19 protein-coding genes and 1 tRNA gene are annotated in these 19,568 nt (G+C 50.7%); 9 read left to right on the forward strand and 11 right to left on the reverse strand.

What is annotated here, in order from left to right; translation table 11 throughout:
* Positions 1-12: 12 nt before the first annotated feature.
* The 7 genes from MMG03_RS08195 to MMG03_RS08225 all read right to left on the reverse strand — a co-directional run bounded on the left by MMG03_RS08195 (position 13) and on the right by MMG03_RS08225 (position 4,572).
* Positions 13-336 (reverse strand): hypothetical protein, encoded by a 324-nt coding sequence (locus tag MMG03_RS08195; protein WP_249506069.1) that lies wholly within the window; start codon positions 334-336, stop codon positions 13-15.
* Positions 337-412: 76 nt separating this feature from the next.
* Positions 413-883: a hypothetical protein gene (locus MMG03_RS08200; RefSeq protein ID WP_088658848.1), complete on the reverse strand. Its 471-nt coding sequence runs from the start codon at positions 881-883 to the stop codon at positions 413-415.
* Positions 884-939: 56 nt separating this feature from the next.
* Positions 940-2,109 (reverse strand): glycosyltransferase family 2 protein, encoded by a 1,170-nt coding sequence (locus MMG03_RS08205; RefSeq protein WP_249506070.1) that lies wholly within the window; start codon positions 2,107-2,109, stop codon positions 940-942.
* Positions 2,106-2,570 (reverse strand): DUF255 domain-containing protein, encoded by a 465-nt coding sequence (locus MMG03_RS08210; protein ID WP_249506071.1) that lies wholly within the window; start codon positions 2,568-2,570, stop codon positions 2,106-2,108. The genes MMG03_RS08205 and MMG03_RS08210 overlap by 4 nt, the downstream gene beginning before the upstream one ends.
* Positions 2,570-2,887, reverse strand: coding sequence for a hypothetical protein (locus tag MMG03_RS08215; protein ID WP_073236004.1), 318 nt, complete (start codon positions 2,885-2,887; stop codon positions 2,570-2,572). The genes MMG03_RS08210 and MMG03_RS08215 overlap by 1 nt, the downstream gene beginning before the upstream one ends.
* Positions 2,888-3,042: 155 nt before the next feature.
* Positions 3,043-3,969 (reverse strand): signal recognition particle-docking protein FtsY, encoded by a 927-nt coding sequence (ftsY, locus tag MMG03_RS08220; protein ID WP_249506072.1) that lies wholly within the window; start codon positions 3,967-3,969, stop codon positions 3,043-3,045.
* 21 nt (positions 3,970-3,990) lie between these two features.
* Positions 3,991-4,572, reverse strand: a complete 582-nt coding sequence (locus tag MMG03_RS08225) for an ATP-dependent Clp protease proteolytic subunit (RefSeq protein ID WP_073159761.1) — start codon at positions 4,570-4,572, stop codon at positions 3,991-3,993.
* A gap of 415 nt (positions 4,573-4,987) precedes the next feature.
* On the opposite strand from MMG03_RS08225, the gene MMG03_RS08230 reads away from it, so the two are divergent.
* From MMG03_RS08230 to MMG03_RS08245, 4 genes are all read left to right on the forward strand, one after another.
* Positions 4,988-5,743: a type I 3-dehydroquinate dehydratase gene (locus MMG03_RS08230; protein ID WP_073236010.1), complete on the forward strand. Its 756-nt coding sequence runs from the start codon at positions 4,988-4,990 to the stop codon at positions 5,741-5,743.
* A 112-nt stretch (positions 5,744-5,855) separates the two neighbouring features.
* Positions 5,856-6,320, forward strand: a complete 465-nt coding sequence (locus MMG03_RS08235; protein ID WP_073236013.1) for a PTS sugar transporter subunit IIA — start codon at positions 5,856-5,858, stop codon at positions 6,318-6,320.
* A gap of 62 nt (positions 6,321-6,382) precedes the next feature.
* A tRNA-Val gene (locus MMG03_RS08240) sits at positions 6,383-6,457 on the forward strand.
* A 135-nt stretch (positions 6,458-6,592) separates the two neighbouring features.
* Positions 6,593-7,894: a TolC family protein gene (locus MMG03_RS08245; protein WP_073159755.1), complete on the forward strand. Its 1,302-nt coding sequence runs from the start codon at positions 6,593-6,595 to the stop codon at positions 7,892-7,894.
* Here the strand turns inward: MMG03_RS08245 and MMG03_RS08250 are convergent, their stop codons facing one another.
* Positions 7,895-10,879, reverse strand: a complete 2,985-nt coding sequence (locus tag MMG03_RS08250; RefSeq protein WP_073236019.1) for a diguanylate cyclase domain-containing protein — start codon at positions 10,877-10,879, stop codon at positions 7,895-7,897.
* Between the two features lie 96 nt (positions 10,880-10,975).
* Entirely contained in the window at positions 10,976-12,322 is a 1,347-nt protein-coding gene (locus MMG03_RS08255; protein ID WP_249506073.1) for an MATE family efflux transporter, read from the reverse strand.
* A gap of 234 nt (positions 12,323-12,556) precedes the next feature.
* Here MMG03_RS08255 and MMG03_RS08260 point away from each other — a divergent pair, with 234 nt between their 5' ends.
* The 3 genes from MMG03_RS08260 (at position 12,557) to MMG03_RS08270 (ending at position 14,628) form a co-directional block, all read left to right on the forward strand.
* Positions 12,557-12,934 (forward strand): Hsp20/alpha crystallin family protein, encoded by a 378-nt coding sequence (locus MMG03_RS08260; protein ID WP_073159749.1) that lies wholly within the window; start codon positions 12,557-12,559, stop codon positions 12,932-12,934.
* 336 nt (positions 12,935-13,270) lie between these two features.
* Complete coding sequence (locus tag MMG03_RS08265; protein WP_249506074.1) at positions 13,271-13,423, forward strand: hypothetical protein; 153 nt, start codon at positions 13,271-13,273, stop codon at positions 13,421-13,423.
* Positions 13,420-14,628, forward strand: a complete 1,209-nt coding sequence (locus MMG03_RS08270) for a PHB depolymerase family esterase (RefSeq protein ID WP_249506075.1) — start codon at positions 13,420-13,422, stop codon at positions 14,626-14,628. The genes MMG03_RS08265 and MMG03_RS08270 overlap by 4 nt, the downstream gene beginning before the upstream one ends.
* A gap of 81 nt (positions 14,629-14,709) precedes the next feature.
* On the opposite strand, the gene MMG03_RS08275 is transcribed toward MMG03_RS08270, so the two are convergent.
* Together MMG03_RS08275 and glmM are read right to left on the reverse strand one after the other, a co-directional pair.
* The gene (locus tag MMG03_RS08275; RefSeq protein ID WP_249269376.1) at positions 14,710-15,831 is read right to left on the reverse strand and encodes an MBL fold metallo-hydrolase; all 1,122 of its coding nucleotides are present in this window, start codon (positions 15,829-15,831) and stop codon (positions 14,710-14,712) included.
* Positions 15,832-16,007: 176 nt separating this feature from the next.
* Positions 16,008-17,348, reverse strand: a complete 1,341-nt coding sequence (glmM, locus tag MMG03_RS08280) for a phosphoglucosamine mutase (RefSeq protein WP_073159744.1) — start codon at positions 17,346-17,348, stop codon at positions 16,008-16,010.
* Positions 17,349-17,470: 122 nt separating this feature from the next.
* Between glmM and MMG03_RS08285 the strand changes: the two genes are divergently transcribed.
* Positions 17,471-18,592: a GGDEF domain-containing protein gene (locus MMG03_RS08285; protein ID WP_083542051.1), complete on the forward strand. Its 1,122-nt coding sequence runs from the start codon at positions 17,471-17,473 to the stop codon at positions 18,590-18,592.
* A complete protein-coding gene (locus MMG03_RS08290; RefSeq protein WP_073159740.1) occupies positions 18,589-19,533 on the forward strand; it encodes a bifunctional oligoribonuclease/PAP phosphatase NrnA in 945 nt (314 codons plus the stop codon). The genes MMG03_RS08285 and MMG03_RS08290 overlap by 4 nt, the downstream gene beginning before the upstream one ends.
* Positions 19,534-19,568 lie beyond the last annotated feature (35 nt).

Below are 19,568 nucleotides of genomic sequence, written 5' to 3' on the forward strand. Positions count from 1 at the left end.
GCACAACATTATTCAGCGATAAGAAAGAGTATACTTTGAAACAATCGCTTTACGAGTTTCACTTGTTAAATTCTTGCTTGTTTTAGCCTTAAATTCCAAATCTTTATGTTTTACATAATGCAATCCAATCACTCCGTATTCAGATGCTTTAGTAAAATTCGTATTTTCCATGGGAAGTTTTTGCACATGAAAAATTTCCATATCTATCATAACCACAATAACGCCATAATAGAGTAAATTATTTTTTTTATTCTTTGTTCTCCTTATCATTTGGCACAAAGAATATAGCACAATTTTTCTTAAGTTGTTTACAATAGTGCAATTTTTCACACGCATTTATAAACTTAAAAAGGACTCCCCCACGGGAGCCCTTTTTTAAATGCAATAACGTTACCGATTAGCGGAGCGCAGCTTACAGTTCAACTAAAATTCCTGCTTGCACGTAAACGTATCCGTGGCCGTCGTGTTCCAGGAATTGGTAGCCGCCCATCAGCATGATAGAGGAATAGTCCCCATTCTTGATGTCAACGCCGCCCCCTGCGCGCCAGAACATCTGATGGTCCGATCCGATCAGGTAGCCCCAATCGCCCGTTGCCACAGGAAGCATCTGACTGCCAATAGGCAAGCGCACCCAGGCACTGGCCGCAATCGGCACAAGGGACACATTGTCCAGTTCCTGATAGCCGCTACCGACACCCACAAAAAGCATCTGATCGATGGGGAACCAGAAATGGCCGTAAATGTTCAGGTTAAAACTGGTAATGTCGCTCCAGGCGTTTACCACACCGCCCTGCACATCCATGGTAAAGGCTCGGGCAGGAGTTGCGCCAAATCCGGCAACCAGTGTGAGCGCCAAGGCAAGACTCGCAAGCAGACGTTTCATACAAATTCCTTCTCGTTTTAAAATCAGACGTTCCGATCTAGCGATTCCACAAAAAACTAGGCTTCATCATCGCTTCGGGCTTCGCGTGCCCAGCCGCCACTTTTCTCGCGACCAAAGGCCATAAAGAATCCCTTAAGCATGGCGAAGTTCATCAAGAGGAAATAGTATCCGCTAGGAACAATCTTGAAGATCGCCACAAGAAGTCCAAGGACAAAGGCACCAAAGAAAATCTGGTACACCAGGCCGCTGGTCAGCAGAAGAACGTTGGAGATAAACAGCAAGATAAAGATGTGCGCAGAGAACCAACGCAGAATTTTATGAGAAAAGAAGAGGTAGGCGGTCAGGGGTCGGAACGGGTTCAGCAAAGGCAAGTAGGAGAACAGGAAGTTGAAATTGGCGCGGCCGATACGGACCTTGCGGCGGTATTCACCTGTAGATTCCTTGGAGGTCTGTTCCGTGCCGATAGCACTAGAAACGAAGGTGCAATAGTAACCCTTCTGCAAGACCTTGGTGGCAATAAAGAAGTCATCCATGACGCTCTTCTTCACCGGCAGTTCCGTATAAAGTTTACGGCGGATGGCATAGAGAGCGCCGTTGCCGCCAATCAGACGGTCCAGCACACCTTCGAACTTCTTGATTTCAGATTCCAGATCCCAGTAGGAGCTTTCGCCGCGGCCAAGAACGCTTCCGCTCTTGTCAGAAAGAATCAGGTGACCGCAGGCGCAGCCGATCTTTTCATCCTGGAAGGCGCGGACAAGTTTACGGACTACGTTAGGGAAAAACATGGTGTTGGCATCGCAAAGCAAGAGGATGTCATTCTTGGCGATTCCGTTAAGACGGTTCAGCATGGCGGCCTTGCCTGCATTCTTGGGAGCCTTCACCAAAGTGATTCCCTGGTCGGCATAGCGGGCGACAATTTCTGCAGTGCGGTCCGCAGAACCGTCATCGCCGATCAGAACTTCCAGCTTTTCCTTGGGGTAATCAATCTCAAGAATGTTCTGGATCTTGCGTTCGATAACAGCCTCTTCGTTGTAGGCAGAAATCAGGATAGACACCGTAGGCAGCTCACCGTCAGAGGCATCGCAGGACTTCTTGCGCTTGAAAAGCTCGCTGACAAAAGGAAGCGTTACAGGGAACAGCAGATAGCAGTGGATCAACAGCACCAGCATCGTCCAAAAGACAATCTGAACACCAAAGAGGAAATCTTCACCCATCAATTCGCTCATCGGGACATCCATTCCTTTTCTTTTTCTAGAAACTTGAGAAGCAATTCAAGCATCTCCTGGGGCGACATGGAATCCGTCACCGTCAGAATGCTCATGCCTTTCGGAGCCACCAACACAAAGGCGGGCAATGCGTTCAGCTCCCACACATCAAAATAACAACGTTGCACGGTATTCTTCTGACCGTCGCACATAATGGAATCCTGGGAATCCGCATCAAGCTTCACCGGGTAGAAGTACCGGTTCAGCGCATCAGCCACCATAGGATTCATATACACGTTCTTGTCCATGACACGACAGGGAACGCACCAGTCCGCATATAAGTCCACGAACACCAGCTTGGGTTTGGACTTAGCCAGCGCGAAGGCCTCGCTGTACCCCATCCAATGGACCAGGCTCTTAGGTTCCTGCGGGTCGGCAAAGGCGCAGACCGCGGCAAACAAGATCAAGAACAGGAGTCGCATCAGTCATCACCTCCCTTAGGCTTCCTTTGCTGAAGCATAGGATTCGCGGGCTTAACCGGAGGAGAATGGGGAACCGATTTGGAAGCCCTGACATTATCTTCCTTGCGGTCCGCCAACAAAGTGTCTAACTGAGCCACCACGGCCTTCTGGAATACGACCCACTGCTTTTCATCGTCCAGCAGTTTTTCGGTCTCGGCCAGGAACTGTTCGCGGGTATAGCCATGCTTCTTGATGATTTCCTGACGCAGAATACGGGCCGACGGAGAATCTGCCCCAAACGTCATTTCCACCACGCGCATTTCCACAAAGGCGTCCACAAAATTCGAATTATACGATTCTTCTTTTTGGCATGACGTCAGAAAGGGTAACGCAAACAATAAAACAACGGCGCCAAGGCGCCTAGCAAAAAACGCAAAAGAAGGGGCGGCAAGACGCCCCTCCTCAAAACATGCTTTTTTGCAAGACAAAAACATTAGCCTTCGCTCTTTTTGTCCAGTGCGTTTTCGAAGAGTCCGTCTACGTATTCACGCTTGTTGAACTCCACCAGCTGGTCGATGCGTTCGCCCATGCCAATCCAGCGGATAGGAATCTGCAGGGAGCTGGCGATAGAAAGCACGGCGCCACCGCGGGCGGTACCATCCAGCTTGGTCACCACGAGACCTGTAAGCGGGAAGCTCTGGTTGAAGATCTTGGTCTGGTTGATGGTATTCTGTCCGGTATTGCCGTCGATGACCAGCCACATGTCGTGAGGCATGTCCGGATTCACCTTCTTGATGACGCGGACAATCTTCTTCAGCTCTTCCATCAGGTAGTCTTTATTGTGCAGACGACCGGCTGTATCGATCAGCACCACGTCGCAGCCGCGGGCTGTTGCAGCCTGGCATGCATCGAAGGCGACCGCAGCCGGGTCAGAGCCTTCCTGATGCTTCACGAATTCCGCACCGGAACGTTCGGCCCAGGTTTCCAGCTGGTCGATAGCAGCAGCACGGAAGGTATCGCAGGCAGCGATCATCACCTTCTTGCCTTCGCCAATAAGACGAGCCGCAAGCTTGCCGATGGTCGTGGTCTTTCCGGCGCCGTTCACGCCAATCACCAGAACCACATGGGGCTTACCCTTCAGTTCGAACTTGGGAGGATCCTTCAGAAGGCGTTCCGCCTCGTTACGCATAATATCAAGGACCTGCTCCGTAGTCAGGGACTTGCCCAGGGCGTTTTCGCGGAGGGCGTCGGTCAGGAGGAATGCCGCCTCCACGCCAACGTCGGCCTTGATCAGATGTTCTTCAAGATCTTCCAGGGTGTCGTCGGTAATCTTACCGGCGCCAACAATACCCTTCAACTCCCCGATCAGGGCGTCGCGGGTCTTGGCAAGACCATTCTTAATGGCTGAAAAAAATCCCATAGTTTTCTCGCGGGCAATAAATTAAAGCTTGCTTTCGACGATATCAACCAGGCCGTACTTCTTGGCCTCTTCGGCACTCATGAAGTTGTCGCGTTCTGTATCGCGGTCGATTTCTTCGATGGTGTGGCCAGAAGTTTCTGCAAGAATCTTGCCGGTGATGTTACGGATGCGCAGCATTTCTTCGGCCTGAATCTGGATATCGCTTGCGGGGGCAACGATTTCGCCGTGGATCAGGGGCTGGTGAATCATGATGCGGGCATTGGGCCATGCATAGCGCTTGCCCTTGGCACCGGAAGTCAGCAACACGGCACCCATAGAGGCAGCCTGGCCACAGCAAACGGTAACCACATCGCTCTGGATGGCGTTCATGCAGTCATAAATAGCGAGACCACTAGAAATAACGCCACCGGGGCTGTTGATATAAAGAGTAATATCGTCGTGATTCAGGGAATCCAGGTAAAGAAGCTGCTTCACGATACGTTCGGCACTTTCATCATCCACGCCGCCCCAAAGGAAAATGCGACGGTTGTTGGCCAAGTATTCTTCGGCCTTCTTCATCATGTCCGGAGTCTGGGCTTCTTTCTTTTCGTTACAATCTGCCATAAATAGCATCCTTTAATGCAATCTTTTTGTTCAAAGTTAATATTAGCAATTTATATATCGTCAGATTTTTAAGAACTGTCAAAAAGGAGTGAATAGTGAAGGGAGGGTGTCATTCTGAACTCGTTTCAGGATCCCACTGTTTTTAATTATGAATTACGAGATATGAATTGCAAATTATAAAGTTAGGCGCCTCCGGCGCGATTATAAAAACTCATATCTCGTATCTCATATCTGGTATCTGATATCTAGATCCTTCGCTTCGCTCAGGATGACAGCCAAGCGCCTGTAGCCTGTTGCCTCATACCTGACACCTAATTCCGGCGCCTCCGGCGCGATTATCTAGCTCACCGCTCACAACTCATCGCTCATCACTAAAGGCGCCCCCTCCCCCCGCTCCTTTGCTATATTTACGCCCATGACCAGTTCAACCAAGTATCTTGTCGGCCTCATTGGCCCCGCCGCCCTAGAAGCCGCAGAAAAAGACGCCAACCATCCGGTTCGCAAGGATTTTGACCGCTGCACCGCCGTAGAAATCCGTTACGATTTCTTTGAAGAAAGCCAGTGGCCAGGCCTCTCCGCCCGCGTCCGCAAGGTAGCTCCCGGCAAGCTGCAGATCGGCACCATCCGTCTCAAGCACGACGGCGGCACCTTCCCCGATGCCCGCGTGGTAGACCGCATGGAACTGTGGAGCAAGATTCTGGATGCCGCCGAAGTCCCCGAATGGCTGGACCTGGAACGAGACTACCTGGCCAACTACAGCAAGCTGCACGACATGGCCGCCCTCCGCAGGGTCAAGCTGCTCATTTCGGAACACAACTTCGAAAGGGTTCCTAGCGACGCCGAACTGGAAGAATACGCCAAGGAACTGTTGCAGTTCAAGGCACCCGGTCTGAAGATCGCCGCCATGAGCAATTCCGAAAACGACTGCGACCGCCTCTACAAGTTCATCAAGAAGAATTTCAAGAAATTCGAACTTTTCGCCGCCTTCGGCATGGGCGAAACCGGCAAGGTCAGCCGCCTCTGGAGCCTAAAAGAGGGCGCAAATCTGACCTACGGCGCCATCGGAAAGGCCGAAGCACCCGGCCAAATTGATGTCTTGACCATGAAAAACGCCCTGGAAAGCGAAACTGCACTCAACTCGCAGACAGAATTATTGGCTTTTTTACGTTAAAAACGGCAATTTTTAATATTTTCTGACTACATCTGCATTTGGGGACTCCCCAAATGCGATTTTTTTTCTAAAATATCTATTTATAGACATTTACAAAAGGACTAAGGACAATATGCGTCTTTCCGAAAGATTTGTTGACAATTGCATCTTGATCAATTCCGCCAGCACCACCAAGGAAGCTATCCTGAACGAGCTGGTGGACACGCTCTGCAGTGCCTACAAACTGGATCACCGCGACGAAATTTTCGATGCAGTATGGAACCGCGAACAGAGCCGTTCTACCGGTATCGGTTGCGGACTGGCCGTACCCCACGCCAAGATTGACTACGTGGACCGCATGTGCATGGTGGCAGCCACCATCGAAAACGGTCTGGACTTCGCTTCTTTCGATGGCGAACCGGTCTACCTGATCATCCTCATTGTCAGCCCGGGCAACACCGTTGGCCCCCACCTGAAGGCCCTGTCCTCCGTCAGCCGTCTGCTAGCCGATGGCGGTGTCCGTAAGGATTTGATTGCCTCCAAGACCCCGGCTGAATTCCTGACCATCCTCAAGGCCGCCGAAGATAAGTACCTGTAAGGCAAAACTCTTCTTGCCCCTTGACAACCCCAAAAGTTGTTTATATATTTGGCTCACACTTCGGACGGTTAGCTCAGTTGGTTTAGAGCGCTGCTTTCACACGGCAGAGGTCATTGGTTCAAATCCAATACCGTCCACTGAAAAAAGACCTGGCAATACGCCGGGTCTTTTTCTTATTGCCACCATAGCCACACCACTTTTTCTATTTTGTATTCGCCGTTCGCCACGATTGCCCGAGGCAACGAAACCGCCACCTCAGGCATCCAAAGGTCATGATCAACTCGAAAGCATTTTTCTACGGATTTATCGCCAGTGCAACCGCGCTCTGGGCAGCAAACGGCACATGGACCCTCGAAGAATGCCTTGATCAGGCCAAAAAGGCAAGCCTCTCCCTGGAAGCAGCCAAGCTCAGGGAACAGTCCGCCGACATTTCTGTAAGGCAGGCCCAGGCTAGCGGCGGCCCCACTGTCAGCGCAAGCATCGGCAACTCCATTTACGACCGCCCCCTGGCCGCCCACCCCCAGGACCACTACCGTTTTTCTGTAGGCGTTTCCGGCTCCTATACCCTCTGGGATGGCGGATCCTCCAAGCTGAATACCGAAGCGTCTCAGCTGTCCAAGGAAGCCACAGTCCTCGCCACCAAGCAGACCGAGCGTTCCATTCAAGAAAGTGTGCTGAACGCCTACATGAGCCTGCTGGCCGCCCAGGAAAACCTGCGCACCGCCGACGCCTCCGTCGAACTGGCCCAAGCCGAATTTGAAAATTACGGTAAGCTGTACGAAGCGGGCTCCGTCACCAAGAAGGATTTGACCCAGTCCCAGTCCAGCGTTTTGCAGAAACAAGTTTCCCAGCTGACCGCCCAGCTGAATGTCAGCACCGCCAAGACCACCCTGCGCCAGCTTATGGAAGTGGACGCCAGCGACAGCATGAACGTGGTGGCCCTAGAGGCTAACGTTTCTACCCCCGACTCCCTAGAGGCTCTTCCGCCCTACGAACAATTACAGGCAGACGCACGTATTGCGAACCCGGGTCTAAAATCAGACAGTATTTCCGTGAAGGCCGCCAAGAAGAACACCGAAGTGGCCGGCAAGAATAGCTCCATTACCGTCACTCTGGGCGCAAGCTCCACAACAGGATTTACAGGTTTTGAGTCAGACCAGTACGGCAAACAGATGAAGGAAGGCTGGACAAACACGCTTTCCCTGAACATCAATATTCCCATCATCGATAACGGCTCCACCGAAAACAAGGTGCTGCAGGCCCAGGTGAACGAAGCCTCTTCCCAGGTAGCCCTCCAGGAATCCGCAAAAAATCTGGAGAACAACATCGAGAAGCTGTACATCAACGCCATGAGTGCCGATATGCAGTGGAAGGCCGCCAGCCTCCAGGTCGATGCCGAAACAGAAGCCCTGGCCGTCGCCGAAGAGCAGCGCAACGCAGGCGCCCTCACTTATACCGATTATCTTTCCCAGAAAAACAACTTGGAAAAAGCCAAGGTCACCTTGACCAACGCCAAGTACACAAGCCTTCTGGCCCGCAAGCTCCTGGAACTTTACCAGGGCAAGCTGGACTAATTACTGGCGAACAGAAAGTCTGGAACGACCGTTTTCCTTAGACTTGTACAGAAGCTTATCAGCAGACTGATACAGTTCATTGAAGGTGTTCATCTCTTCGTTAGAGATAATGGCACCCATAGAAAGGCTGGTTCCCTTTGCAGCCATCTTCAAGGTCATGTTGATCTTATCGAAAATCTGCTGGGCGCGTTCATACATAAATTCATCGGAGCTTTCTTTCTTAAAGAACAGGGCTGCCGCAAATTCATCGCCGCCCATACGTCCGGCAATGTCATCTCGACGCAAGGAAGAAAGCAAGGTCTGACCGATAAGATTCAGGAACTCGTCACCGGCGACATGGCCATAGGTGTCGTTGTATTCCTTGAATTTGTCTACATCCAGCATCAACAGCATCACCTTGCACTTGCCTTCCAGCAACTTGAATTCCGTATCACTCTTGAAGGCGTTTCGGGTCAACAGGCCGGTCAGGGAATCCCTGCGGTAAGCATTTTCCCACTGAGCCTGCTGACGGCGAACCTTGTTACGTTCCATGTCAGCCATGATACGCAAAGTATAGGTGTCCGCCACATCGGCCACAATGACCTCGGCACGACCGGACCTGGTGGCAGAATCAAAATAACGACGACCGTAGCACAGCACGTAAATAACAGAACCGTCCTTACGCATGATACGATGTTCAAAGAACGCACTGGGATTCTTGCCAAGCGCTTCTGTAATCTGGCAGACATATTCGGTACGGTCTTCAGGCGGCAGCAAGTCCGTCTGGTTCATGCGATTCTTTTGAATATCCAACGCACTAAATCCAGTTAGACGTTCAAAGTCCTTGTCAAAATCAATAATGTTATTCTGCTCGTCCAGGGTATAGCGGACATAGCGCAGGTTATGCACACTATGGAAGGAATTGGCAGAACTTGCACCTTGAGTCAATTCATCCCTGACCACTTCACGGACTTCTTCGGAAACCGCCTCGGCCACTTCCGAAGCCTTGGAAGGCAGCGCCTCGATCATCTGGATGAATTCAGAAACAATGTTGGGGTCGAACTGAGTACCGGCGCAGCGCTTCAGTTCCTCGATAGCCACATCCTGAGGCAGGGCCTTACGATAGGCACGGGTATTCACCATGGCATCAAAGGCATCCACCACCGCAATAATTCTAGAAAGCAGGGGGATCGATTCGCGGGCCAGACCATCCGGGTAACCGGCACCATCCCAACGTTCATGATGGTGCAAAATCATATCGGCGATACCGCAAAGTTCCGGAGAACTCTGGGCAATCTGATAACCCTTCACCGGATGAGTTCGCAGAGTATCCCATTCTTCGGCAGTCAGCTTGCCGGGCTTGTTCAAAATTTCAAGGGGAACACCGATCTTGCCAATATCATGCAGGAGGCACAGCAGGGAAAGGTCGCTCAACTGCACGTCGTTCAGGCCGATACGGCGGCCAAGTTCCGCGCCCATCAGCTGAGTTCTGCGGACATGTTCCTCGGTATCGTTGTCACTTTCCTGCAGGGCCTGCACCAGGGAATTCAGGATTACGGAATGGTTGGATTCCTTACACAGCAGTTTTTTCTGCTTAAGTCCCTTTATGGCAAGACCTATGCCTTCCAGCATATTGTCGGAACTTCTACATACGCTGACACCATACTGGATTTTAGGTTCAAACTTTTCTTCCAGCGCCTTCAAGGAGTCAACAACAATTTCTTCGGACCCACCGGCGCAGAATGCAATGAGAATAGCATCTTGACCGCGAACAAAATAGGCATCATCCGGGAAATAGTTACGCATCAAGTCTGCCAGTTCCTTAATGCAACGGTCACCGGCATGCCGGCCCTTAGAGCCGTTAATAAACGACAAGCCCATAATGTCGCAGGCAAGAACAACCAGGTCTCCGCGAGCAACGTCCTTGTTTTCTTCGGAATAGAAAACGAAATCATCCCAGTTATGGAAACCGGTCAGAGGATCCGTCGCGAGAACCGCATTGGAGAACATGAACAGTCGGCCAATGATGCGGCCACGCTTATTACGCAACGTTCTAAAGTCGCAACGCAGAGGCTTCTTGCCGGCATCTGTTTCGGCATAGCACTGCACCACGTAATTCTCGTAATTGTCCTTGATGTTCACGCCGCACATATCGGTGAATTCACGCAGCGGCAGCATATCCCTAAATTTAAGCCTAGGGAACTGCTTATACACCATATCGTTGTAGAGAATCAGACGGTTTTCGTAATCAAACAGCATGAGTCCCTGGTCGATATTCTCGAAGACACTCATCTTGAACAGATTTGTCATGCCCTTGATAGAATACTGGAAGCAGGCCCAATAGAACGCATAGGCGCCAATGCTATAGCCAAGAATGGAATAATCAAGGAAGTTGTACTTGGAAAGACCCGGCAGGAACAGGAATACGGCATTGATCGCCACAATGGAAACTACACCTGCGACGGCATAAAGGAACTGCCTCTTATATTCCAGGGGAACACTGACCAACTTATAAAGCAAGAAGTAAACGCAAGTCGCCACCATGGCGTAGCAGAAAAACAGATGCACGTAGAAAAGGCCATGCATGTTATAGCTGTACTTGGCGAATTCCGTTGCACGGGGAACATAGCTTATGGCGATTTCACAGAAGGGATTAATGGCAAAGACAATGATATCGACAAGAATAATGAAATGGGCGGCCATGAAATGCCCCCTACCAACAGCCGAGTTCCTAAACTTGCAAAAATCACGAATGAACATCACGAGGCAGAGCAGCATGATGTCGATACACACGAAATAGACGCTGGACAGGCAGGAATATACGAAGTAATCGTCAACAAGAACGCTAACCAGATAGCTCAAGTCCACAAAGGCGCAGCCAACACAGGTCGCACCCAAGGCCTTCCCCTGAACGCCACCCTTTCTAAAAGAGACAATGGCCAGGAGAGAATCCAACACCGCAATAAACAGCGAGGCAACAATATATCCAATCAGGAAATTAGACAAAAAAACTCCGCAAAACAAAAATCACCCAATTTATAAGTATAAAAATAAAATCTCGTGGCAAAAAATGCGTTTACCACAATGGGAAATTTTTGTGTTTTAATTCTGTTTCTGGCGGCGGCGACGTTCTAACCAAGCGTAGACTGTGACACAAATCACAACCGATAGGAAGGACCCCGACAAAGTGGCGATTCCCATAGGGAACAGGGTATCCGGATACCAGACCGAAGCGAGGTAGGCTCCGGGCACCCTGAGAGTCACAATGGACACGGCATTGTGAATAAACGAAACAAGCGAAAGCCCGCAGGCACAGAAGTATCCGCTGAAGCAGAAATGAATTCCCGCCACCATGCAGTCAAAAACGTAAGCGTGCAGATACTGGGCCCCAAACTTTACAACCTGGAGGTCATCGGTAAATAGGGCAAGGACCGGTTCCGAAACGAACTGGAAGAGGATTCCGCAGACCAGGCCAAAACCGGCAGCGATACCGATGCCGCAATACAACGTCTGTCGGGCACGATCATAACGGTCGGCACCGATGCACTGGGCGCTAATGGCAGAAACCGTAGAGAGCATGGCCGACGGCACCAAAAACAGGAAGCAGATTATCTTTTCGACGACCCCCACCGCCGCGGCAATTTCAAGGCCGCGGGAGTTGGCAATCAGCGTAATAAACAGGAACGAAATCTGGATAAAGCCTTCCTGGCAGGCCACGGGGAACCCGATTTTCAGCAAGGACCACATAAGCGCCTTGTTCAGGCGGAAATCCCGTCGGCACAGCCCCACCCCAAAACGTACCCGTTCAAGCCGGATAGCCGCAAGGGTAACGACCACACAGAACAGCTGGGAAAGCACCGTGGCAAGCGCAGCCCCAGTCGGCCCCATTCCCAGAGGCCCGACAAAAAGGTAATCCAGCGCAATATTCACCACGCAGGAAGCCGTCACAAAATACATGGGGCTCTTGGTATCGCCTAGACCGCGGAAAGCGGCGGCAATGACATTATAGGCCGTAATAAAGGGAACGCCCAGAAAACATATAACCAGGTAACGGACTGTTCCGGACACAGCCTCTGCAGGCGTCGAAAGCAACGAGACAATCTGGGGAGCCGTCGCCAGGAGCACCGCCGTAAACAGGATGGCCACCACAGCAAAGATCACCACCGTATTTCCGAGAATCCGGCTAAGGCTCCTATGACGCTTCGCCCCCACGGCTTGCCCCATAAGGACCGTCGCCCCCATGGTAAGCCCAATAAGAATTACCGTCACGAAATGCATGACCTGACTGCCAACAGCCACAGCCGTAATCCCCGCCGCATCGGTAAACTGACCGATAATGAACAGGTCCGCCATGCCGTAAAGGGTCTGCAAAAAGTTCGCAATCAAGAACGGGACCGAGAAAAGTCCGATGTTCTTTAGGATATTTCCTTCGTATAGATTGCGCGGCATAGGGGGTAATTTAGAAATTAAACGACCGATGTTGCAGGGTTGAAACACCATACGTTTCGGGATGAAATGAGTTTTATGGGGAACGCAGACAAAAAACGCATACTATAAAAAATTCGCCCAAAAGAACCGCTTTTTAAAAAGTTGGCACGGCCTTTGCAATAGGCAGGGTGTAAAAACAAAAAGAAACCCACGGCGAGTGCCGAAGGGCAAAAAAATTAAAAAAGAGGTAAAATCATGATCAATGCAAACGTTATCCCCACCGCTTTCTATGGCATCCAGAACTTCCTGGACAGCTTGAACGCCGCCAACGCCCAGGGCGAATGCAATTACTCTCCCAAGGCAGACTACTACGAAGTCGAGAATGGTTTCATGCTGGAAGTGGAACTGCCGGGCGTCAAGAAGGAAGACATCGACATCCAGGTAGAAAAGAACATCATCACCGTCAAGGCTTCCCGCACCCGCAAGGAAACCAAGACCACCTACGAACGTAGCTTCCGCCTGGCCGACGATATCGACTGCGAAAACATCAAGGTCGCCCTGGAAAACGGCATCCTGGCATTCTCCCTGGTGAAAAAGCAGCAGGCCGCCGCCCGCAAGCTCACCGTGGCCTAGGCCATAAAAAACAGCTCTTTATCTTCATTCGTACTCCTCCAATCCACCAAGAGGTTCCTCCCCAGAGGAACCTCTTTATGCGTTAAATTGGCCTTTTTGCGTTTTTTTTTCGCGATATTTCGCCCTTTACAACATTTAACAACACCATTTATTCCGAATTGGAACATTTGCGAAGTTTTGGGCATAGATTTAAGTTGGTTTGGGGCGCTTTGCGCTTGGACATATTGTCCATAAAAAGGAAGTGTTCCTTATAGGAATAATCCACCTTTTTGAATAGATATAAATAGAGCGTATTACGGGCATTGAGTTCGTTGTACGATTTATAAAGGAGTAGTTATGAAAAAGAAGTTCGGTCTGGCCTGCGCAACATTGGTCGCCATGTCCCTAATGGCCTGCAGCGAAGACTCTACCAACACCATCCAAACACCGAAAGTCTGCTGGCCTCCAGCGCCTCCGTCGGTGAAGAACTGGGTGGCGATCCGGCCTTGAACCCCGATGTCAACCCGGACGTCCCCGGCGAAGAAGTTGGCTCCGGCAACGGAAATGTCGATCCCGGCACCCCCGGTGAAGAAGTTAATCCCGGTGAAAATGTCAATCCTGGCGTTCCCGGCGAAGAAGTTGTGCCCGGTGGAGAAGTTGTTCCTGGCGAGCCCGGCGAAGAAGTGAACCCCGGCATCCCTGGCGAGGAACCCAACCCGACAAGCTCCAATAGCGATCCCACTCCCGCCAGCTCCGATAGCGAACCTGTAATCGAAAGTTCCAGCGAAGTCGCCCTGGGCCCCACCGAAAAGTCCTATGCATTTGGCTATGCCCTAAAGAACGCTCCGCGCCCCTCCAAAGGCTGCGGCAAGAATTCTACCTTGGTGAAGACCAAGAGCGTTGAAAACGGCGACCGTTTCGAAATGAACATCAACGGCGAAAACCGCGAATATTTCATTACCCTGCCGTCTAACTACGACAACAAAAAGCCATACAAGTTGCTCTTCGCAATGCATTGCATGGGCTCCAATGCAGAAGATTTCGTTCATCACTTCGCAGATCAGGACCATCCGTCTCCCTACTACGGTCAGCAGAAGTTGGACACCGAAGGCAACTACATCTTCGTAGCTCCCCGCGGTGACACCGATGGCATGCCCTGGAGCATGTACAGCGACAAGGACCACAAGTTCTTCGACAAGCTCCTCACCACCATGGAAGACAACTACTGTATCGATACCACCCGCGTGTTTGTCACCGGCTTTAGCTTCGGTTCCATGTACAGCTACTCCCTGGCAGAAGAATTCCAGGAAAGAGTCCGTGCTGTGGTTACCTACGCTGTGGCAGACTACAACATTTACGAACCCCACAATAGCGGAACTGAAAAGCAGCTGCCCATCGCCTGGATGAATGTTCACGGCAAGAACGACGGCACCTGCCCCTACAACACCGCCCTCACAAGCGCACTGCCCCGCGTTCTCAAGAAGAACGGCAAGGCATCTGACGGTGATAGCAAATTCACTGACGCCAGTTCCGAAAAACCCCAGGAAGTGGGCGGTTCCGGCCATCTCTGCTACGACTTCAAGAACGTTGACGAACGTTTCCCCGTGAAGTGGTGCAGCTGGAACGGTTCCCATCAGTGGACTGCTTTCGACAATGGCAGCTGGCAGAACACCTGGGTACCTGAAGAAGTCCACAAGTTCTTTGAACAGTTCTAAAGAATCTTAAATCCTCTCTCATTTAAAAAAATGATTCCCTGTTTGTTGCAGGGAATCATTTTTTTTATTCAATCCTTTCGATTATTCAAGATAGAGGACTTCGCCCATCTGGGGCATCAGAACAGGTTTGCCGGATTCGCTGGCAGCCTGCTTCGCGTTTTCCAGAGGTTCCCGGTAATCGTGTTTCGACAGGGCGAATCGGGAATGATGAACGGTCAGATAGCGGTTGGCGTTCAGTTCCTTCATTTCCTGACCTAGATATTTAGGCATGGTATGTATGAAGGCCCAGTCAGGATTGTACTGACCGTTTTCAAGAACAGCCAAGTCGATATCCTTGAACTTTTCGCCTATGGTCTTGAAATGGGAACCGTAACCGGAGTCACCGCTGATCCATACGTTACGTTTAGGCGTCTTGAAATAGAAAGAAGACCAGAGGGTTCTATTCTGATGGAGTTCGCGACCGGAGAAATGTCGGGCCGGCGTAGAGACGACCTTAAAAATGCGGTCATTACCAGAGACGTCCTTTTCCTGATGCAAGACGGAATCTTCCCACCAGTCTAGTTCAATCAGCTTTTCCTTTGGATAACCCCAATATTCAAAATGTTCACCCACCCCAAGGCCAGTAATGACCTTGCCTACTTTAGGTTCCAACTCGACAACGGCCTCGTAATCCAGGTGATCCCAGTGATCATGGCTAATGACCAGATAATCGATGAAGGGGAAATCCTTGGGTTTATACACATCGGTACCCTTGAACATCTTATTGACAAAGCTAACCGGGGAGCCCGCATACAGAACAGGGTCTACCAGGACTTTCTTGCCAGAAAGGTTCATCAGGTAACTGGAATGCCCGAACCATACCAACCAATCCTTGTCGGCAGGGAGCGCTTTCAAGTCCGTGCGGATAACGGTCAACGAATCACCCTTGGCAGGGGCGATCTGCACGCCGGAATTGTCAAAGAGGAATTCCTTCCATACCTGCAGTTTGCTTTTCTTGTAAATCAAGTTGACGGTGGTATCAAGATTCACAAACTGTTCGCCGTTGTAATTCGGCGACTGTTTGATACGGGCAAGGCGTTCCCCCTGAGGCAGGCGGCCAAAACTTTTCTGACTTAAGAACAACACACCGGCATCCCCCAGCAAGAATAGGATTGAAAGGATAATCGCAGTAACCATATATTTCTTTTTCTTGAAAATCTTCATTAAGTATAAAATATAAGACCTAGAGCAAGCTCTAGGTCAATATATAATTCTTTAATTTTGAAAAAAAATTTAATGAGTTTTTCGAAAAACTCAGATAAGCAAGTTAGACTAGGCGCGAACCCCGAAGCCGTAGTTTCCTACGGCGAGAAAGGGTGAGCAACGACGTATAACGCAGCTTAGATGAGTTTTTCAACTTTACTGCAGAGGGCTTCAGCCTCTTCCGCCGTGGGGGCTTCGGCAATCACGCGGATCACAGGTTCAGTGTTGCTTGCGCGAACATGAACCCAGGACTTTTCAGAACCCAGCCAGAGACCGTCGCGTTCATCCATGGTCCAGCCGGCGAATTCAGCCTTCACCTTGGGCAGGATTTCAGCAACGCTCTTGTTGCCCAGTTCAAACTTTTTCTTGGGCATGGAGTAAGCCGGATTTTCTGCAACGAACTTTTCGGGACCGCCATCGTGGTGAGCCATCCAGCTCAAGACCAGGGCTGCAGCCACCAGGGAATCGCGACCATAATGGAGGGCCGGCAGAATCACGCCGCCGTTACCTTCACCACCGATAACGCAACCGTTTTCGATCATCTGCAGGCTAACATTGATTTCACCCACCTTGGCACGGCTGAATTCACAACCGTACTTGGTAGCCACATCTTCGTTCATGCGGCTGGTAGAGAGGTTCACGCAGACGGAGCCCTTCTTCTGGGAAAGGACTTCTTCGGTAGCAATGGCGAGAGTGTATTCTTCACCGATGCTGCGGCCAAGGCCATCCACCAGGGCGCAGCGGTCTGCATCCGGGTCTACGGCAAAGCCAACAGCACATCCGTTTGCCTTTACAGCTTCACGAAGGTCGCCCAGATTTTCGGGCAGAGGTTCTGCACCGCGGGGGAAAGTTCCGTCAGGTTCGCAGTGTACGCGAACCACTTCGCAGCCCAACTGTTCCAGCAAGCGGGGCACGATGTAGGAACCGGCACCGTTCACGGCATCAACGGCCACCTTGAACTTCTTGGCCTTGATGGCTTCAACGTCCACAAAGGGGATGCCCAGGGTACCATCGATGTGGATACCGTCTGCATCGGGAGCCACTTCGTACTTGCCCATGGTGCGGTAGTCAGGGTAGCTGAACTGATTGGCGTCGGCCAATTCAAACAGTTTCTTCACATCATCGGGACCCAGGAAGAGGCCCTTGTTGTTCAGGAACTTCAGGGCGTTCCATTCCAGGGGATTGTGGCTAGCGGTAATGATGATACCTGCATCGGCCTTAAAATGGGTAGTCAAAATTTCCACGGAAGGAGTCGTAGAAAGGCCAACATCGACCACGTCTACACCGGAAAGACGGCAAATTCCAGCCACATACTGCACAATGGCATCGCCAGTGGGACGGCTATCGCGACCGATGACAATACGCTTGGCCTGGGTAATTTCCAAAAAAGCACGAACATGGCTCTGCAAAACCTGGGGGGTAAGGGTATCGCCCACAATACCGCGAATACCCGAAATAGAACGCATCAACTTAGACATATTAAACTCCAATTTGGAACTGCAGAAAATATAAATTTTTCATACAAAAATCAGTCCATCAAGTAAACAACAGATTAGATATTATTATAATTTTAGAAAGGGTTGGGAAAAAAGGGTACTTAATGGAATCACCTATTGACATCCGAATGGCGCTAGGAACCGATATTATCGGTATGGTTCTGGTGATTATCATGATCATCGGCAACATTTGGCGTCTCCGTTTGAAAAGCAAGGAAAGTAAGCTGCTGATTGCCATGCTTGCTACCTGTTTTTCGTGCTGTCTTGCAGACCTGCTCTCCTTTGCAACAGACGGCATGGGAGGCCCCCACGCCAGATCAATCGTCTTCCACATGAATAGTTGGCTTTACGCCTCCAACTTCCTTTGCGCCCTCAGCTGGTTTGTCTTCCTCCAGGAACACTTCAAGGTGGAACTGGGTAGCCTGCAACGCAAGAGCATGCTGATTACCATCATCACTCTTCCCGCCATGCTGGTGGTCAATACGATCCATCCTTTTATCTATGATGTTGATGCCCAGGGAGTCTATATCCGCAAATTCGGCTACTGGATCTATATCTGCGTCAACTACAGTATCATTCTAAATTCCCTGTCCATCTACTACCTCAATTATAGGCAAGATGGCACCATCCGCTTCTTCCCCATTTGGCTTTATGCAATTCCCATCTTTGTGGCAACCGTAATCCAGTCCCTTTTCTACGGCGTATCTATCATGGCGCCCAGTTTCGCAGTCGCTATCGCAGGCGCCTTTACAAGCCTGCAGAATGAACGAGTCTTCCGCGATCACCTGACCGGTCTCTTCAACCGTCCGTTCCTAGATTACGTACTAAATCTGTATTCCCAGAAGGGACGCAAGGCGACAGGCATTATGATCAGCCTCTGCGAATTTGAAGAGATCAACGACAGATTGGGGCACAAGGGCGGAGATGAAGTCTTATGCAAAACTGCAGAAATCATCCATGACTCTGTCGGACAGTGGGGATCTATCCTACGTTATGCCGGCGACGAATTCATTATCATGGTGGATTCTCAGGAAGAAATGCATATTTCAAACTGCATTGAAAAACTCAAGATGAACTTCGACAAGTTCAACCGAGAAAACACGACGCCCTACAAGATCAAGGCCGCCATCGGCTTTAAGAAACACGAAGCCAGCAAGGAAACCGTAGACGACTTCCTGGACGGTCTGAAGATTTCTGTAAAGGCAGCAAAAAAGGAACTGACATGACCATCGACGAAATGCTTTCCCAGGCGAATACCGTAGCCATTTTTGGACATGTTCGCCCAGACGGAGACTGCATTGGCTCAACCCTCGGCCTCTTCAATTACATCAAGGACAACTATCCGCAAATCAGCGCCACGGTTTTTGTCGAAGGTTTTCCGGAAAGCTATCGCCTTTTAAGCGGGTCCGACCAGACGCTGCCAGAATACGACGGCCGTGACGTGGATTTGGCATTCCTGCTGGACACCCCCAGTTTTGAACGTTGTGGAGCCAAGGGCGCAGAGTGCCTAGCCAAGGCCAAGTTTACCTGCAACATTGACCACCACATTAGTAACCCGCTAAACCTCTGCAACGTGAACATCGTGGAACCCGAAGCCAGTTCCGCCAGCGAGGTTCTGTTCTATCAGCTAGACAAGAATAAGATCAGCAAGAACGCCGCCAACTGCATGTACCTCGGTGTCGTCCACGATACCGGAGCCTTCAAATTCAGCTGCACCAGCAAGCGCACCATGAACGCCGTTGGAGACTTCATCGACAAGGGTTGCGACTTTGCAAAGATTGTCAACGAGACTTATTATACCCGTAGCTACAAGCAAACCCTGATTACAGGTTTCGCCCTAGAAAAATCCAAACTGGCCTTGGACGGTAAAGTCGTTTACTCTTACGTCACTCCCGCCGACATGGAACGCTACGATGTGAAGCCCTTTGAAATGGGAACCGTAGTAGACACCCTCCGCGAAGTCAGTGGAACCGAAGTCACCGTCTTCCTCTACCCCGTCAACGGCAAATACAAGATCAGTCTTCGTTCCAATTACTATGTCGATGTCAACAAGGTCGTCAGCACCTTTGGCGGTGGCGGCCATGTCCGCGCTGCAGGTGGCGACACAGAATTGCCTCCCGAAGAAGCAATCAACCAAATCATCGACCTGATCAAGGAACAGCTTTAAGCCAAAATGGCCCCGCATTACTGCGGGGCCGGTGG

Source organism: Fibrobacter sp. HC4 (assembly GCF_023373925.1).
Taxonomy (GTDB): domain Bacteria; phylum Fibrobacterota; class Fibrobacteria; order Fibrobacterales; family Fibrobacteraceae; genus Fibrobacter.